This window comes from Ignatzschineria larvae DSM 13226, from assembly GCF_038500265.1.
In the GTDB taxonomy this organism is placed as follows: Bacteria; Pseudomonadota; Gammaproteobacteria; order Cardiobacteriales; family Wohlfahrtiimonadaceae; genus Ignatzschineria; species Ignatzschineria larvae.
On sequence record NZ_CP150637.1, the window covers coordinates 341525 to 356497 of the forward strand.

Here is a 14973-nt window from a genome sequence, read left to right on the forward strand (position 1 = left end):
CCGGATAGAACCGCTTCCTTACTTATTACAACCGATGCGCCGGCATTTAAATGAGCTTATTTTGAACCGATCTTACTATAAAATTCAATATTCAAATATTAAAAAGATCATCACTTGGAAAGATCTTTTCAAAAAGTAGAGCAATTGGTTGCGGCTTTGGCTTATTGGCTAGTTGATTGATCGCAACCCATTGATAGCGTTCTTCCTTATTATGTAGAGATGCTTCATCTAATCTATGTTGAAGCTCTCTCGGCAAGGTGGCGGTAAAGAGCGTGGCTTCTAAGGTATAGTGCGTAAATTGATGTTGGAAAGCGGCGGCTTGTTTCCGGTCTTGAAAGTCGGTTAATTGATACGTTTTGTCATCAAGCTGAAAAATAGCGCTTGATTGACTCTTGGAGTTACGCCCTTGAAGGATCATTTCAGGAAGAGAATAGAGATTACCCCAAATCCCATTCGCCGGCCGTTTTTCAAGAAGAATATCCCCTTTTTCATTGTGAAAGAGTAAGAGCGCTACTGATTCGACAGGGCGCGTCTTCTTAATGGCTTTTGCCGGAATAGTATTCGTTGCATTATGTAAGTAAGCTTGGCAGATATCGGTTAAAAAACATCGATCGCATGCCGGCTTTAATTTACAGAGCGTTGCGCCAAAATCCATAATGGCTTGGGTATAATCTGCGGGATTTTGCTGGCAGAGAAAGGTATCGCTAATGGGTTTTAATCGTTTATCTTGTTCTGTTCTTGGTGCTTGTAAACCAGTTATCCGGGCGAGCACTCTACGAACATTGCCATCTAAAATAGCAAAGGGGAGATTATAACCTTGCGCTAAAATGGCGCTTGCGGTGGTATCACCGATCCCTTTAAGGTTACGAATGGCTTTAAAATCAGGCGGAATCAGCCCTTGATGTTGTTCCACTAACATTTTAGCGGCTTGATGTAAATTACGAGCCCGAGAGTAATAGCCTAAGCCTTGCCAATGATGGAGTACCGTTTCTTCGCTGGCATCGGCTAAGGCTTCCGGCGTGGGAAATGCAGTCATAAAGCGTTCAAAATAGGGAATCACTGTCGCCACTTGTGTCTGCTGCAACATAATCTCGGAGATCCAAATGCGATAGAGATTAATCTTGAGGGAGAAGCAATCTTGAGGTTTCCAAGGAAGATCGTGTCGCCCCTCACGCTCAAACCACTCTAATAGTCGTGCTTGAAAATAACGAATCTGCTGTGCAGTAATGGGCGCAAGCAGTGTGTCATCTTGAGGAAGAGATTGATCCAGCGAGAGGGTATCAGAGGGTAATTGAGGATTCATAAGAGGGTATTAATTGCTTAAATAGCGTTATATCTAAAATGGTGGGATCGGGCAAAGGATTGAGTGAAGAGAATAAACGATTCCCAGAAAAAATGCACCTATCGAGGATAGATGCATTATTCATATTACTGATGATAGATTAAAGATCGGCTTCTAAATCTTCTGCTTTCTCTGTTTTAGGGTGAGGCAGAATTAGGTTAAGTACAATCGCAAGTACAGAAGCAAGGCCTACGCCGGCAAATGGGAATGAACCAATTTCAATGGTATAACCGCCCACGCCGGTAATGAGGGTTGCACTAATGATCACAAGATTCCGGGGAATCGTGATATCTACTTTAGCATCAATCAAGGCTTTTAAACCAAGGCTAGCGATTGTACCAAAGAGGAGGATCATAATTCCGCCCATGACAGGAAGTGGAATTGAATTTAAGAAGGCATTAAATTTTCCAAAGAATGCCATAATAATCGCAAAGATCGCTGCATAGGTCATAATCAGAGGCTTATCATTTTTGGTAATCATCACTGCGCCGGTGACTTCACCATAAGTGGTGACAGGAGGACCGCCAATGAGGCCGGCCACACAGACGCCGAGTCCATCTCCCGCAAGTGTTCTATGGAGCCCAGGGTTCGTGGCGTAATCCTTACCGGTAACCTTACCAATAGCCATAATACCACCGATATGCTCAATGGCAGGGGCAATAGCAACGGGTAACATAAAGAGTGCTGCCATCCAATTGACTTCAGGGCTCACAAAATGGGGAATTTGGAACCAAGGCGCTGCTGCAACGGGTGCAAAATCCACTAAACCTAAACACGCCGCTAAGATATAGCCTACGGTAATTCCTAATAAAATAGGGACTAAGCGTAAAAAACGTTTGCCAAACATCGTCACAATCACTGTGGTGGCAAAGGTAATCGCCGATACTAAAATGGAGAGCTTATAATCAATCACTTGCTCACCATTGGATTTCCCCATCGCCATCTGCGTAGCCACGACTGCAACAGAGAGACCGATGACGATAATCACAGGACCAATGACAACAGGTGGAATGAGTTTATGAACGCTATCGAGCCCTTTGAGTTTGATGGCAAATGCAAAGACAAAATACATAAAACCAGCGGCGAATAGTCCAAAGAACGTTGCACCCATTCCCCAAGTACTGATGGAGAAGATGATAGGGGCGATAAAGGCAAAAGAGGAACCTAAAAAGATAGGCACTTTCCAACCTGTGACGGCTTGGAAAAGAATAGTACCAATACCGGCACCGAGTAGTGCCATTGAGGGATTAAGACCTGTTAAAAGGGGAACAAGCACCATGGCACCGAAAGCAACAAAGAGAATTTGTAGCCCCGCGACGGCGTTATGAAGAACCTGCATAGATGAGCTCCTATATGCGAAGTAAAGAAGATGGTTGAGTGATCATCACTCAAGTTGATCACGATCTGCTGAATATCGAGATTAGGCTTTTAGTAGACATTTTAAAAGGTAGATCAATACTGTCGATGATCTATAATCGTGAGATTGATATGAAATAAGAGAATATCAATTATGCCTATAAAATGTGCACTAAAAGAGAATCCTCGGCGATTATAGCAGGTAATAGCGAAGTAGTACGGGAGAAATTGGGGATTTTTGCAATAAATTTGTCTATAAAATTGGAAATAATACTTCAATCATTTCAAAATATTACCTGTTATTTACGCCTCGTAAGATTCTGAGATAGTCGATAAATCAATGTATTTTGCTTGTTTTCCTCGTTATTAAGCTGAACATTGACCTCATTTATGAAAATTTATGTATCACTAATAGTTGTAATGATAATCATTTTTTGAGATATATAAAGAGGAAGTAAAAGTTAAGAAGTAAAAGCTAAGAAATAAAAGATGAAGATAAGAGATCAGTCATAGCGGTGCAGCTAGAGATGCGTGATCTTAGCATTGATATCTTGTAATCAATAATGATTGACAGTAATTGTCCTAGAAGAGGAGAGAGGAAAAATGAGTACCTACCGTTTAGTAATGTCGTGCCCCGATGGTGTGGGTATTGTTGCCGCTGTGAGCCAATTTATTGCATCTCATGGCGGTTGGATTATGGAGGCAAATCATCATTCGGATCTTGAAACTGGACGGTTTTTCATGCGGCATGTGATTAAAGCGGAGAGCTTACCCTTTAAGGCTGCTGAGTTTGCTACGCTATTTGCACCGATTGCCGAGCAATACCAGCTTGATTGGCGTTTAGTGGATACGGCTAAAAAGCATAAGGTGATGTTAATGGCGAGTAAAGAGGCGCACTGTCTAGTCGATATTCTATCGAGATGGCATGCAGAAGAGCTCGATTGTGACATTGTTGGTGTGATCTCTAATCATGCCGATCTTCAGAATCTTGTGGAATGGTACGGAATTCCATATCACTATGTGCCGGTCAATTCTAAGGATAAAGCGCCGAGTTTTGCTAAAGTGAATGAACTGATTGAAGCCTCAAAAGCGGATACGATTGTTTTAGCCCGTTATATGCAGATTATTCCACCGAATTTATGTGAGCAATATCGTCATCGCATTATCAATATTCACCATAGCTTTTTACCCTCTTTTATTGGGGCAAAGCCTTATCATCAAGCCTCGCTTCGCGGTGTGAAATTGATTGGAGCTACTTGCCACTATGTGACTGAAGAGCTCGATGCGGGCCCGATTATTGAGCAAGATGTGATTCGGGTATCGCACGCCGATAGCGTAAAAGAGATGGTCCGCCGCGGGAAAGATATTGAGAAAATCGTACTCTCCCGAGGCTTACGCTATCATCTTGAAGATCGTGTGATTGTTCAGGGTAATAAAACCGTCGTATTTTAGGCTATTACAATAGGGCTTCCTATTTAACGAATATTTAATAAAAAGTTAACGAATAATATGCCGAATAGGAAGCTCAATTTCCCCAAATTCAATCATCGCATTGAAGAGTCGAATCGCTTCAAATTCTGCTAATTGATCCTGATGAAGTTGTGCTTCTGTAATCAACTGATGATGAAGAAGCGCTGCGCGTTTTGTCCCTTTTAAGAGCGGTTTTTCGGGCGTGTACCAAATGCCATCTTTCAATAGTGCGATATTCGCAATGGTGGTATCGGTAAGATAACCGTTTTGCGTGATAAGAATATCGTCACATTTTCCTTTTTGTTGAAAGAGCGTATTGAGTACCGGGCGCTTCTCATATTTAAAGGCATAATCACACTCTGCTTCGATCAGCTTTAAAGTGGCAATCTCTCTTGGCTTATACGGCACAAATTCGATCTCTTCAATAACCTCACTATAGAGTACTCTCGCTTTATAGAGCCCTTTAGGCGGAATTTTACTCTGCTTCATCAAGGCAAGTGGTAGCGATATGGTGGGGGCTTCGGGATAGAAGTGTTGCCTTGTTTCATCCATTCGTGCTTGATGATAAGAGAGTGCGGAGAAGAAGCCATCTTCTAACTTAATGGATTCAAGAAATCGGCAGGTAGATTTTTTCGATAAGTTCATCATATTCACTTGTAGCATCACTAAGAGCGGTAATACCACCGCCACTTTTAAAGGTATAATGGAAAATCGCACTATCCGATGGTTGCGCTTCAGGTTTCGTAGTCATCGCTTGCGATTGAGGTTCAAGGTAACGAATTAAGACGGTGCTGTCGAGTGTTTTACCATCATAAATCCCGGCAATACCGGTATAAAAACCGCGATCGTATTCTTCAATCTCGCTTAACAGTGCGGTTGCTTTAGCTCTTGGTGCACCGGTGATAGAACCCGCAGGCAGTAAGCGAAAGAGAATATCGCCTAAATGATCTTGGTAATGGTTAGGCAATTGACCTTGAATCTCGGTACTTGTTTGTAAGATTTCCCCGTTACCGCGACTAATACGATCGATATAACGATAGCGGGTAATCGTTGCATTGTCCGCTACAAGCGCAATATCAGCTAATCCCTCTTTGGCTACAATTTGATGTTCATCGATCTCTTTTGGATTTTCCATAATCTGCTTTTCAGCATCCGGCAATTGCGCATTAATCGTCCCTTTCATCGGATTGGTTTTGATCATGCCATTTTCATCAATAGTGACAAATGTTTCAGGAGAAAATGAGAGACAATGATCTTTGAAATAGAGACGATATTTGGCATTGGTACGATGAAAAATTTCAGGAAAGGTCAAATTGCAACGAATCTGTGAGGGGAAAGTGAGATTTGCTAATTGGATCGAGCCTTGTTGTAGCGCGCTCATCAGCGGGGTAAACGCTTTCAGATAATCCGCTTTAGTGACCGGTGTGACGTGCCAAATGGGGGTTTGAAGCGTTGCAAGTAAAGATTGATGTTTAGCTTCAAATTCAGGTAGGTTACTGTGATGAGGAAAATCATAAGCAATCTCTTGCGGATTGATCTCACTTAAGGGAATCACTGCACTTTGAGTGCAATTATAATTGATGATAAAGAGAAAAGGCGTTCCTGCTTGACTGAGTTGATTAATTTTTTGAATCGCATCTTGTGATGAGTAGAGCGTAATGGGCACAATAAAATCCTTTTGAATATCGCAATAACCGAAAGAGCTATTAGGGTAGAACAGGTATGGTTATGAGTTCAAGTAATAATCATTTGCATTCAGAGAAGTTTTTCATTTATGGGAATTTTTTATCGATGCCTATTTTGTTGAAGATCGCGGCATCTCAAAGAAGCTAATGGCTAATAACGCGATAATCATCAATCCAGCGCCTATCCAAAATTGTGTCGTCACAGCCCAACCAAAGACAATCCAACCTAAGAAGGTATTGAGCGGTAATTTGAGATAATCAAAGGGCTGAATAAAGATGACATCGGCGTGCGCATACGCTTTGGCAACGGCATATTGGGCGATTGCGGTGAGTAATCCTAGCAGTAATAACGCCCCTAAAAGCGCTAAATCAGGAATAAATATGGGATTAGGGTTATGGCTAAAATTATCGGTAAGGGCAATTAGAAGATTAATGGGTACCATCAAGATATAGAGATAACTCACCATTGTTAATGGATGATCTTTATCGGAGAGATGTTTCATTAAAAGCGCGTGCATCGCCCAGAAGAATGCCGCCAAAATCGGGAAGATCGCCGCCCAATTAAAGTGTTGTCGATTAGGTGCTAAGATAATAATGGCTCCGACAAATCCAAGTAGCGTGGCAATCACGCGAGGCCAAGTAAAACGCTCTTTAAGAAGTAAAAAAGCCCCAAGACTGGCAAACAGAGGCGATGTCATTAAGAGTGCAACTCCTTCGCCTATGGGAAATTGTAGAGAGAGCGCTTTAACCCAAAATTGAATACCAATGACCGCCATTAAGATTCGCCAAAAGTGGGTCATAAAATGGTGCGTTTTTAAAATCTGCTTCAATCCTCTTCTGAAGAGAAAGGGTGCCATAAAAAGGAGGGCAAAGAGATATTGATAGAAAGCGATCCAACTTGAACTGATTATGAAATGTTCAGCGATCAGCGGTGTAACAACATTAATGCCGGCAAAGGCAATGCCGGAGAGAATCATCCAGAGTGCGCCATAGAGCGAGTAGTGTTGATTGTCGGTATAGCGTTTTAAGAGATATTGTAAGCGATTCATAATGGTCAAATAGGTCTCGCTGTAGGCGTGTAATCAATGGCAAGAAAATTAAAGCTAGGGTAATGAGCTTCTCAAATGAAAAGGCCTTCTGAAAAGAAGACCTTGATGATTATCTATTGATCGCTTAGGTGAGATCTTTGTAACCTAGTGCGTTGAGCGCACGTTCATCATCTGACCAACCTTCTCGTACTTTCACAAAGGCACGTAGAAAAACTTTGGCATCGAAAATGCGTTCTAAATCAATACGGGCTTGAGTACTGGCTTCTTTAAGTACTTGACCGCCTTTACCAATCACGATCCCTTTTTGACTCTCTTTTTCGACCGAGATCGCTGCAAGAATACGATAGAGATTGCCTTCAATTTTAAACTCTTCGATCTCAACGGCAATAGTATAAGGGAGCTCTTGATTGAGTCGTCTTGTGAGCTTTTCCCGTAAAACTTCGCCCGCTAAGAATGCACTTGAAACGGTGGTGATCTCATCTTCACTATAAGGGAAAGGCTGCTCTGTGAGGTATTTTTCGATCACTTCTACTAATCGTTGCCCAGATTTCTCTTGCTTGGCTGAGAGCGGTACGATTTCTGCAAAGGGGAATTTTTCACTCATCTCGGCAATAAAGGGGAAGAGCGCTTCTTTATTCTCAACGCGGTCAATCTTATTAATCACAAGAATAACCGGCGTTTCTACCCCTTTAAGTTTTGCGAGTACTTTCTCATCATCTTTATTAAAGCGCTGCGCTTCTACGATGAAGATAATCACATCACCTGTGTTGATTGAGCTCATTGCCGTTCTATTGAGTTGACGGTTGAGCGCTGATTGCATATTAGTATGAATCCCTGGCGTATCAAGGAAGATAATTTGGGTCTCTTGATCGGTATAAATCCCGGTAATTGCGTGGCGCGTTGTTTGGGGTTTATTGGATGTGATACTAATTTTTTGCCCTAAAATTTGGTTCATTAGGGTGGATTTCCCTACATTTGGGCGTCCGATAATGGATGCAAATCCGGCTTTGGTCATCTTATATTTTCTCCAGCATTAATTCAGCTGCGCGTTGTTCGGCACGTTTTTTGGTGGTGCCTTCGGCAATCGTATGTAAATTTTCAAAAGTACAGAGTACTTTAAAGACTTTCTCGTGATCTCTACCGGTGATATCAATCACATCATAGGTGGGGATTTCACGATTAAGGGCTTGTAATTTCTCTTGAAGTCGGCTTTTCGGGCTCTTAAAGATATCGCTCAGATCTTTCTTCGCTTTCTCAATAATATTTTGAAAGTAAGGTTCATAGAGCGAGAGAATCACTAATCGTGTGGTCTCAAAATCAGAATCTAAAAAGAGCGCACCAAAGAGGGCTTCTAAGCAATCGGAGAGGATACTCGGGCGATATTCCCCCTCATTGTTCTTCTCACCGACACTTAAGATCAGAAATTTATTGAGTTCAAGTTGTAGCGCAATTTCGGCAAGGGTATCTTCTTTGACAAGATGCGCCCGCAATTGGCTAAGTTCCCCTTCATTTGCTTTTGGCAACTTATGGTAGAGTGCTTCCGCGATAATAAAGTTCAAACAACCATCGCCTAAATATTCTAGGCGTTCGTTATTATCTTGTGAGTAAGATCGGTGAACAAAGGCGCGTTTAAGAAGCCGTTTGTCCATAAAGGTGTAATTTAATTTCTGCTCAAGTCGTTGCATATTATTCAATTGTGGTAAAGATGTGATCACAGTCTTCAAAAGAGGTGACACAGTTATAATTCATCCAGATAAAGCGGGCTTTGCCGAGAATTTTTTCATCATCCACAAAGCCCCAGAAGCGGCCATCAAAGCTATTATCCCGGTTATCACCCATCATTAGGAATTTTCCTTCAGGAATGGTGAAAGGGAAACGTTGATGTAGGCCTAAACCTCTATCTGCTTGGGTAATCATTCGGGAAGTCTGAATTTGATGGGTTTTATACTCACCTGTTTCAGGCTGATCAACCGTTCCAATCGGCATCATTTCGGTTACAATCAGATCTTCCTCTTCCGGCGCACGTGCTGCACCGACAACACTGTATTCTAGTGGTTGACCATTGATAGTGAGTTGTTTATTTTGGTAATCAATCACATCACCGGGAATACCGACAACTCTCTTAATATAGTTAATTTTTTCATCTTGTGGGTATTTGAAAATAGCTACATCGCCCCGTTCAATACCTTCACCAGGTTTAGAGAAGAGGCGTTGATTGGTAATCGGCATTCTCACACCATAAGACCACTTATCGGCCACAATCATATCGCCGGCATAGAGCGTCGGTTGCATTGAACCGGAGGGAATCACATAAGGCTCGATAATAAAAGAGCGCAGTACGCCGACAAAGAGCACAACCGGGAAGAGGAACTTTGCCCAATCCACAAACCAAGGCTCTTTCTTACCGGGTTTCCGCTTTTTCTTATAGACAAGGGCATCTATCAGCCAAATTAACCCCGTCACAGGAATCGCGAGGATAATTAAGACTGAGAGATAATGGGTAAAATTGGCAAATATCGACATAGTTTATTACTCTTTTCAATGGCTTTTCAATGGCTGTTTAAATGGTGATTTTTGATTATTCTTCATTCACTTTAAGAACTGCTAAGAAGGCTTCTTGAGGAATCTCTACGCTACCCACCTGCTTCATCCGTTTTTTACCCTCTTTCTGTTTCTCGAGGAGTTTCCGTTTCCGGCTCACATCACCGCCGTAACATTTTGCCGTTACATCTTTACGAAGGGCACGAACGTTGGTTCTTGCGATAATATTCGCCCCAATAGCAGCCTGGATCGCGATCTCAAATTGTTGTCTTGGAATCAATTCTTTCATCTTTTCAACAAGTTTACGACCTTGATACTGCGCATTATCTTTATGGGTAATGAGTGATAAGGCATCGACGCGTTCGCCATTGATTAAGACATCTACCTTCACAAGATCAGAGGCTTGGAAGCGAATAAATTTATAATCAAATGAGGCATAGCCACGAGAGACCGATTTTAGGCGGTCAAAGAAATCGAGTACCACTTCACTTAAGGGGAGTTCATAACGGAGCTGTACCTGATTACCGGCATAGACCATATCAAGTTGTACGCCCCGTTTTTCGATACAGAGTTTCATAATATTGCCGATAAATTCTTGTGGCGTTAAGATATTCGCCTCAATAATCGGCTCACGAATCTCTTTGATAAGGGTCACTTTCGGCAATCCATCTGGATTATCTACATAGATCACTTCACCATTATTCTTTTCTACTTCATAAATTACCGTCGGCGCAGTGGTAATGAGATCAAGATCATATTCCCGCTCAAGACGCTCTTGGATAATTTCCATATGGAGCATTCCTAAGAAGCCACAGCGGAAACCAAAGCCTAAGGCTTGCGATGTTTCAGGTTCAAAATGGAGTGAAGAATCGTTCAGACGAAGCTTTCTAAGCGCTTCCCGGAGATCTTCATATTTTTCAGATTCAATCGGGAATAGCCCTGCAAAAACACGAGGCTGAACATGTTGAAATCCCGGAACCGGTGCATCTGCCGGATTTCTATCGAGGGTAATCGTATCCCCAACAGGCGCGCCATCAATCTCTTTAATGCCGGCAATAATAAAGCCTACTTCACCTGCTGAGAGCTTCTCTTTATCCACTCGTGCAGGTGTAAAGACGCCCACATGCGAGACTTCATGGGTATCTTTTGTGCTCATAATCTTGATCTTATCGCCTTTATGAATCACACCATCAAAAATTCGCACAAGTGAGACAACGCCCACATATTGGTCATACCAAGAATCGATAATTAAGGCTTTAAGTGGTGCATCCACATCCCCTTTAGGGGCAGGAATCTTCTTGATCATATCCTCAAGTACATCACGCACACCGATCCCTGATTTCGCGGAACAGCGTACCGCATCTAGCGCTTCGATTGCGATAATATCTTCAATTTCCATTGCCACACGATCAGGCTCTGCTGCCGGAAGATCAATTTTATTGAGAACAGGAATGACTTCTAAGCCTTGATCAAGGGCGGTATAGCAGTTTGCTACAGATTGTGCTTCAACACCTTGTGCCGCATCCACGACTAAGAGCGCACCTTCACATGCATAAAGCGAACGTGAAACTTCATAGGAGAAATCCACGTGTCCTGGTGTATCGATGAAGTTAAGGTGATAGGTCTCGCCATCATCTGCCTTATAGTCGAGCGAAACACAATGTGCTTTGATTGTGATTCCCCGTTCTTTCTCAAGATCCATCGAGTCAAGTACGCGATCTTCCATTTCACGTTCGGAGAGACCTTCGCAAATTCTGATGAATTGATCGGCCAAAGAGGATTTTCCATGGTCAATATGGGCAATGATTGAAAAGTTTCTAATATTCTTCATCGATTCTTTCTATTAATAAAAGGTGATTGATCGTACTTTAAAAGAGCTCTATCTTAGCAAATAATGTCTATCAACATAAATTTAAATATTATCGACTATTTTACAATGATTTTGTGCCGGAGGCGTGGAAAGAATGAGAAATTGAATTTGCCTTTTGATTTAGTCAATATTTGGTAAATGTTGAGTAGCATTTGCAATGCTTTACTTGAAATTTGCATTTTTAAGACCATCTATTAGAGAGGCTTTCCCTAATCTCTAGATAGGAACTTTTGAGAAGTTTAGAGGAAGCGATAGATTATTGCTATGATAGGGAACTGAATATCGATTCTGTTGCCACTAGAGATTGTGGTTTTATAACAGACTCATCATATATCCCTATAACAACAAAACAGACACAAGACACATTACCCATATATTAAAGAACGTGTATCTTAATGAAGTGATTCAATGAATGTATGATTGAATAGATAATGATTGAATAGATAATGATTGAATAAATACTTTAATTTAGATACAAGAAGAGAGGCTTAATTGATGCAGACATTTACCAAAACTAAAGAAACATTTATTCCATCGCTCAATATTACTTTGCAGGAGTATGAGCATAATGTCACTAAGGCGAAGCATATCCATCTTGCTTGTGACGACAGTAATAATGTCTTTTTAGTGGGTTTTTTAACGGTGCCGGAAGATTCTACCGGTGTGGCGCATATTTTAGAGCATACGGCGCTCTGCGGTTCTGAGAATTATCCGGTACGGGATCCTTTCTTTATGATGATTCGACGCTCCCTTAATACCTTTATGAACGCATTCACCTCATCGGATTGGACGGCTTATCCTTTTGCAAGCCAAAATAAAAAGGATTTCTATAATCTATTAGATGTCTATTTAGATGCAGCCTTTTTTCCAAAATTGGACTATTTAGATTTCCTACAAGAGGGACATCGTCTTGAGTTCACTGAAATGGAGAATCCAAAGAGTGAATTAGTCTATAAAGGCGTTGTCTTTAATGAGATGAAAGGGGCAATGAGTTCTATTGGTTCGGTGCTTTACCAAGAACTCACTAAGGCACTTTTTCCAACGATTACTTATCACAATAACTCAGGGGGCGATCCGAAAGATATTCCGAATTTAACCCATGAGCAGTTAGTGAATTTCCATAAGAAACATTATCACCCATCAAATAGTGTTTTGATGACCTATGGCAATATGGATCCGCTTGAACATCAAAAAGTCTTTGAAGCAAAAGCGCTCTCAAAATTTAGTTATCAAGATTTTGATTTTAGTGTGCCGGATGAGAAACGCTATACGGAACCCCAATCTTTCACTGCAACTTATCCATTGCCGGCAGAAGAGCCGCTTGAGAAGCAGAGTCATGTGATCAATTCTTGGCTGTTACATAAAATTACCGATGCTGATGAATTAATGCGTGCGCGTATTTTAAGTAGTGTATTAGTCGATAATGCGAGCTCACCACTTCGCTATGCCCTTGAGTCCACTGATTTAGGGACAGCGCCTTCAATGTTCTGTGGGCTTGAAGAGGGGACACGAGAAGCGTTCTTCTCTTGTGGTTTAGAAGGGGCTAATGGGGAAGATACAGATAAGATTAATCAATTAATTATTGATACCTTAACGCAAGTACGTGACGAGGGTGTTCCACAAGAGAGTATTGAAGCGGCATTACATCAATTAGAGCTCGCTTCGAGAGAGATCTCAGGAGATCGTTATCCGTATGGTCTTCGCCTGATTGTCGATACCTTAACGCCGGTGTTACATGGTGGCGAGGCGTATGATACGCTCTCTTTTGACGACTCCTTAAAGCAAATGCGTGAAGAGATTCAAGATCGTCAATTCATCCCTAATTTGATCGATCGTTTGTTACTCAATAACCCACATCGTGTGATGTTAACGGTTAATCCAAGTCATACATTAGCAGAAGAGTTAGTAGCAAATGAGAAAGCGCGTTTAGCAGAGATTCAAGCAAGCTTAACACCGGAGGAAGCGGAGAAAATTATTGCCGATGCCAAAGCATTACAAGCACGTCAAGGGCAAGTGGATGACGATTCCATTTTGCCGATGGTCACCAGGGCGGATATTCCTCAAAAGCTGACATTCCCTGAATTGAATTATAGTCATAAAGAGGTCGTGTTAGGTTCGCCCACGACTAATGGTATGACTTATCAATCTATTGTGGTGAATCTACCTGAATTGACAGCAGAAGAGATGGATATGTTGCCATTTTTAGATGCCTTTATTACAGAGATGGGGGCTGGTGAACTCTCTTATCGTGAACAACAAGCCCGTATTTCTGCGATTACCGGCGGTGTTTCTGCGCGTACTATGTATCAGCCTTTCAACAATGATATTAAAGGTTTCTGGGTATTATCAGGGAAAGCATTGTTAGAGAATCATCATCAGCTTGGGGAATTACTACAAGATATTCTCTTTAATGCCCGTTTTGATGAAGTAAAGCGCATGCAAGAGATCTTAGCGCAGATTAAATTAGGTCGTGAGCAAGGAATTGTCAGCAATGGTCATGCTTATGCAATGGGCGTTGCGAGTCAAAACATCTCTCTTATTTCACAGTTAGATCAACGTCTAAGCGGTATGCAATCGATTAAATCATTCCGTACCATTGAAGAGACAATGCGAGATAATGAGGCTTGCCGAGCATTTGGTGAGAAATTATCTAATCTACTCACTAAACTGCAAAATAGCCCTTATGAACTCATTGTGTTAAATGATGCTGAGAATATTGAAGCGATTGGGCAAGAGTTTGCAGCGGTAATAGCACACCATATTGATGAGAAAACGCCGGGCTTTAAAGCACCTGTAACGCTTCAAGAAGATGAAGTGATCTCTTTAGGTTGGGCGATTAATGCGCCTGTGTTCTACTGCGCGAAGAGCTATAAAACGGTCACCAGAGATCATGCAGATTCGCCTGTATTACAGGTATTAACTGGCTTCTTACGTAATGGTTATCTTCATAGAGCGATTCGTGAGCAGGGCGGTGCTTATGGCGGTGGTGCAACTTACAATGCGGCTTCTGGTGCATTTAACTTCTTTAGTTATCGAGATCCTCGTCTACAAGAGACGCTTCAGGATTTCGACGCAGCCCTTGACTGGTTATTAGAAAATGAGCATGAAGAGCAGCAATTAGAGGAAGCGGTATTAGGCGTGATTAGTGCGATTGATCGACCTAAAGCGCCGGCAGCGGAGTTTGGAGACCGTTATTTTATGCAACGTTATGAGCGTACACCTGAAGATTTAGAAGCCTATCGCGCTTCTGTTTTGAAAGTGACGCTTGATGATCTTAAACGGGTAGTGAATACCTACTTTAAAGATCGTCATACTCATACAGCAGTATTAGGGCCGAAAGCGGCACTTGAAGAAGCTGGATTTGAGGTAAAACAGCTGTAATTGCAACTTTGTTAAATGACTAATTTGCTAGCCTTAAATTTGTTGAAGTGAATATTAATCGATTTTGTTGACATCACTGTTAATATAAATATCAACATAAATTCCAATACAAATATCAATGTAAATATTAAAATCAATAATTTTTTAACTTAATATTATTAATAATGGAATCCCTGGTGTCATCGGACATCAGGGATTTTTTTAGGTTTTGAGTCGTAATATCCCTTTGATATAAGTCAATAGATAATTCTTTCCTATCATAATACTTTTGCTTTCCCC

The 14973-nt window shown here is 41.6% G+C and carries 11 protein-coding genes; 2 read left to right on the forward strand and 9 right to left on the reverse strand.

The genetic code is table 11. The features are described from left to right. Positions 1-91: 91 nt before the first annotated feature. Together mutY and WMO13_RS01530 are read right to left on the reverse strand one after the other, a co-directional pair. Positions 92-1303, reverse strand: a complete 1212-nt coding sequence (mutY, locus tag WMO13_RS01525) for an A/G-specific adenine glycosylase (protein ID WP_051396097.1) — start codon at positions 1301-1303, stop codon at positions 92-94. A gap of 139 nt (positions 1304-1442) precedes the next feature. Beyond that, positions 1443-2681 carry a uracil-xanthine permease family protein gene (locus WMO13_RS01530; protein ID WP_026878415.1) on the reverse strand — a complete coding sequence of 413 codons (1239 nt, stop codon included), beginning with the start codon at positions 2679-2681 and terminating at the stop codon, positions 1443-1445. A 620-nt stretch (positions 2682-3301) separates the two neighbouring features. Between WMO13_RS01530 and purU the strand changes: the two genes are divergently transcribed. Continuing rightward, positions 3302-4150, forward strand: coding sequence for a formyltetrahydrofolate deformylase (purU, locus tag WMO13_RS01535; protein ID WP_026878416.1), 849 nt, complete (start codon positions 3302-3304; stop codon positions 4148-4150). A 45-nt stretch (positions 4151-4195) separates the two neighbouring features. Here the strand turns inward: purU and WMO13_RS01540 are convergent, their stop codons facing one another. From WMO13_RS01540 to lepA, 7 genes are all read right to left on the reverse strand, one after another. Further along, the gene (locus tag WMO13_RS01540; protein ID WP_245601139.1) at positions 4196-4816 is read right to left on the reverse strand and encodes an aminotransferase class IV; all 621 of its coding nucleotides are present in this window, start codon (positions 4814-4816) and stop codon (positions 4196-4198) included. Further along, positions 4776-5834: an aminodeoxychorismate synthase component I gene (locus WMO13_RS01545; protein WP_051396098.1), complete on the reverse strand. Its 1059-nt coding sequence runs from the start codon at positions 5832-5834 to the stop codon at positions 4776-4778. The genes WMO13_RS01540 and WMO13_RS01545 overlap by 41 nt, the downstream gene beginning before the upstream one ends. 129 nt (positions 5835-5963) lie before the next feature. Beyond that, positions 5964-6902 (reverse strand): DMT family transporter, encoded by a 939-nt coding sequence (locus tag WMO13_RS01550; protein WP_051396099.1) that lies wholly within the window; start codon positions 6900-6902, stop codon positions 5964-5966. Positions 6903-7026: 124 nt separating this feature from the next. Continuing rightward, entirely contained in the window at positions 7027-7917 is an 891-nt protein-coding gene (gene era / locus WMO13_RS01555) for a GTPase Era (protein ID WP_026878419.1), read from the reverse strand. 1 nt (position 7918) lies between these two features. Beyond that, positions 7919-8587 carry a ribonuclease III gene (gene rnc / locus WMO13_RS01560; protein WP_034855271.1) on the reverse strand — a complete coding sequence of 223 codons (669 nt, stop codon included), beginning with the start codon at positions 8585-8587 and terminating at the stop codon, positions 7919-7921. 1 nt (position 8588) lies between these two features. Then, positions 8589-9425, reverse strand: a complete 837-nt coding sequence (gene lepB, locus WMO13_RS01565; protein ID WP_034855272.1) for a signal peptidase I — start codon at positions 9423-9425, stop codon at positions 8589-8591. Between the two features lie 55 nt (positions 9426-9480). After that, positions 9481-11274: a translation elongation factor 4 gene (lepA, locus tag WMO13_RS01570; protein WP_026878422.1), complete on the reverse strand. Its 1794-nt coding sequence runs from the start codon at positions 11272-11274 to the stop codon at positions 9481-9483. Positions 11275-11808: 534 nt separating this feature from the next. Between lepA and WMO13_RS01575 the strand changes: the two genes are divergently transcribed. Further along, positions 11809-14694 (forward strand): insulinase family protein, encoded by a 2886-nt coding sequence (locus WMO13_RS01575; RefSeq protein WP_026878423.1) that lies wholly within the window; start codon positions 11809-11811, stop codon positions 14692-14694. The last annotated feature ends 279 nt before the right edge of the window (positions 14695-14973 follow it).

Bases quoted from the DNA above. Each gene is read 5' to 3' on its own strand.
- era (WP_026878419.1), bottom strand. From the start codon at position 7,917: ATGACCAAAGCCGGATTTGCATCCATTATCGGACGCCCAAATGTAGGG.
- lepB (WP_034855272.1), bottom strand. From the start codon at position 9,425: ATGTCGATATTTGCCAATTTTACCCATTATCTCTCAGTCTTAATTATC.
- rnc (WP_034855271.1), bottom strand. From the start codon at position 8,587: ATGCAACGACTTGAGCAGAAATTAAATTACACCTTTATGGACAAACGG.
- WMO13_RS01550 (WP_051396099.1), bottom strand. From the start codon at position 6,902: ATGAATCGCTTACAATATCTCTTAAAACGCTATACCGACAATCAACAC.
- WMO13_RS01575 (WP_026878423.1), top strand. From the start codon at position 11,809: ATGCAGACATTTACCAAAACTAAAGAAACATTTATTCCATCGCTCAAT.
- lepA (WP_026878422.1), bottom strand. From the start codon at position 11,274: ATGAAGAATATTAGAAACTTTTCAATCATTGCCCATATTGACCATGGA.
- WMO13_RS01530 (WP_026878415.1), bottom strand. From the start codon at position 2,681: ATGCAGGTTCTTCATAACGCCGTCGCGGGGCTACAAATTCTCTTTGTT.
- WMO13_RS01540 (WP_245601139.1), bottom strand. From the start codon at position 4,816: ATGATGAACTTATCGAAAAAATCTACCTGCCGATTTCTTGAATCCATT.
- purU (WP_026878416.1), top strand. From the start codon at position 3,302: ATGAGTACCTACCGTTTAGTAATGTCGTGCCCCGATGGTGTGGGTATT.
- mutY (WP_051396097.1), bottom strand. From the start codon at position 1,303: ATGAATCCTCAATTACCCTCTGATACCCTCTCGCTGGATCAATCTCTT.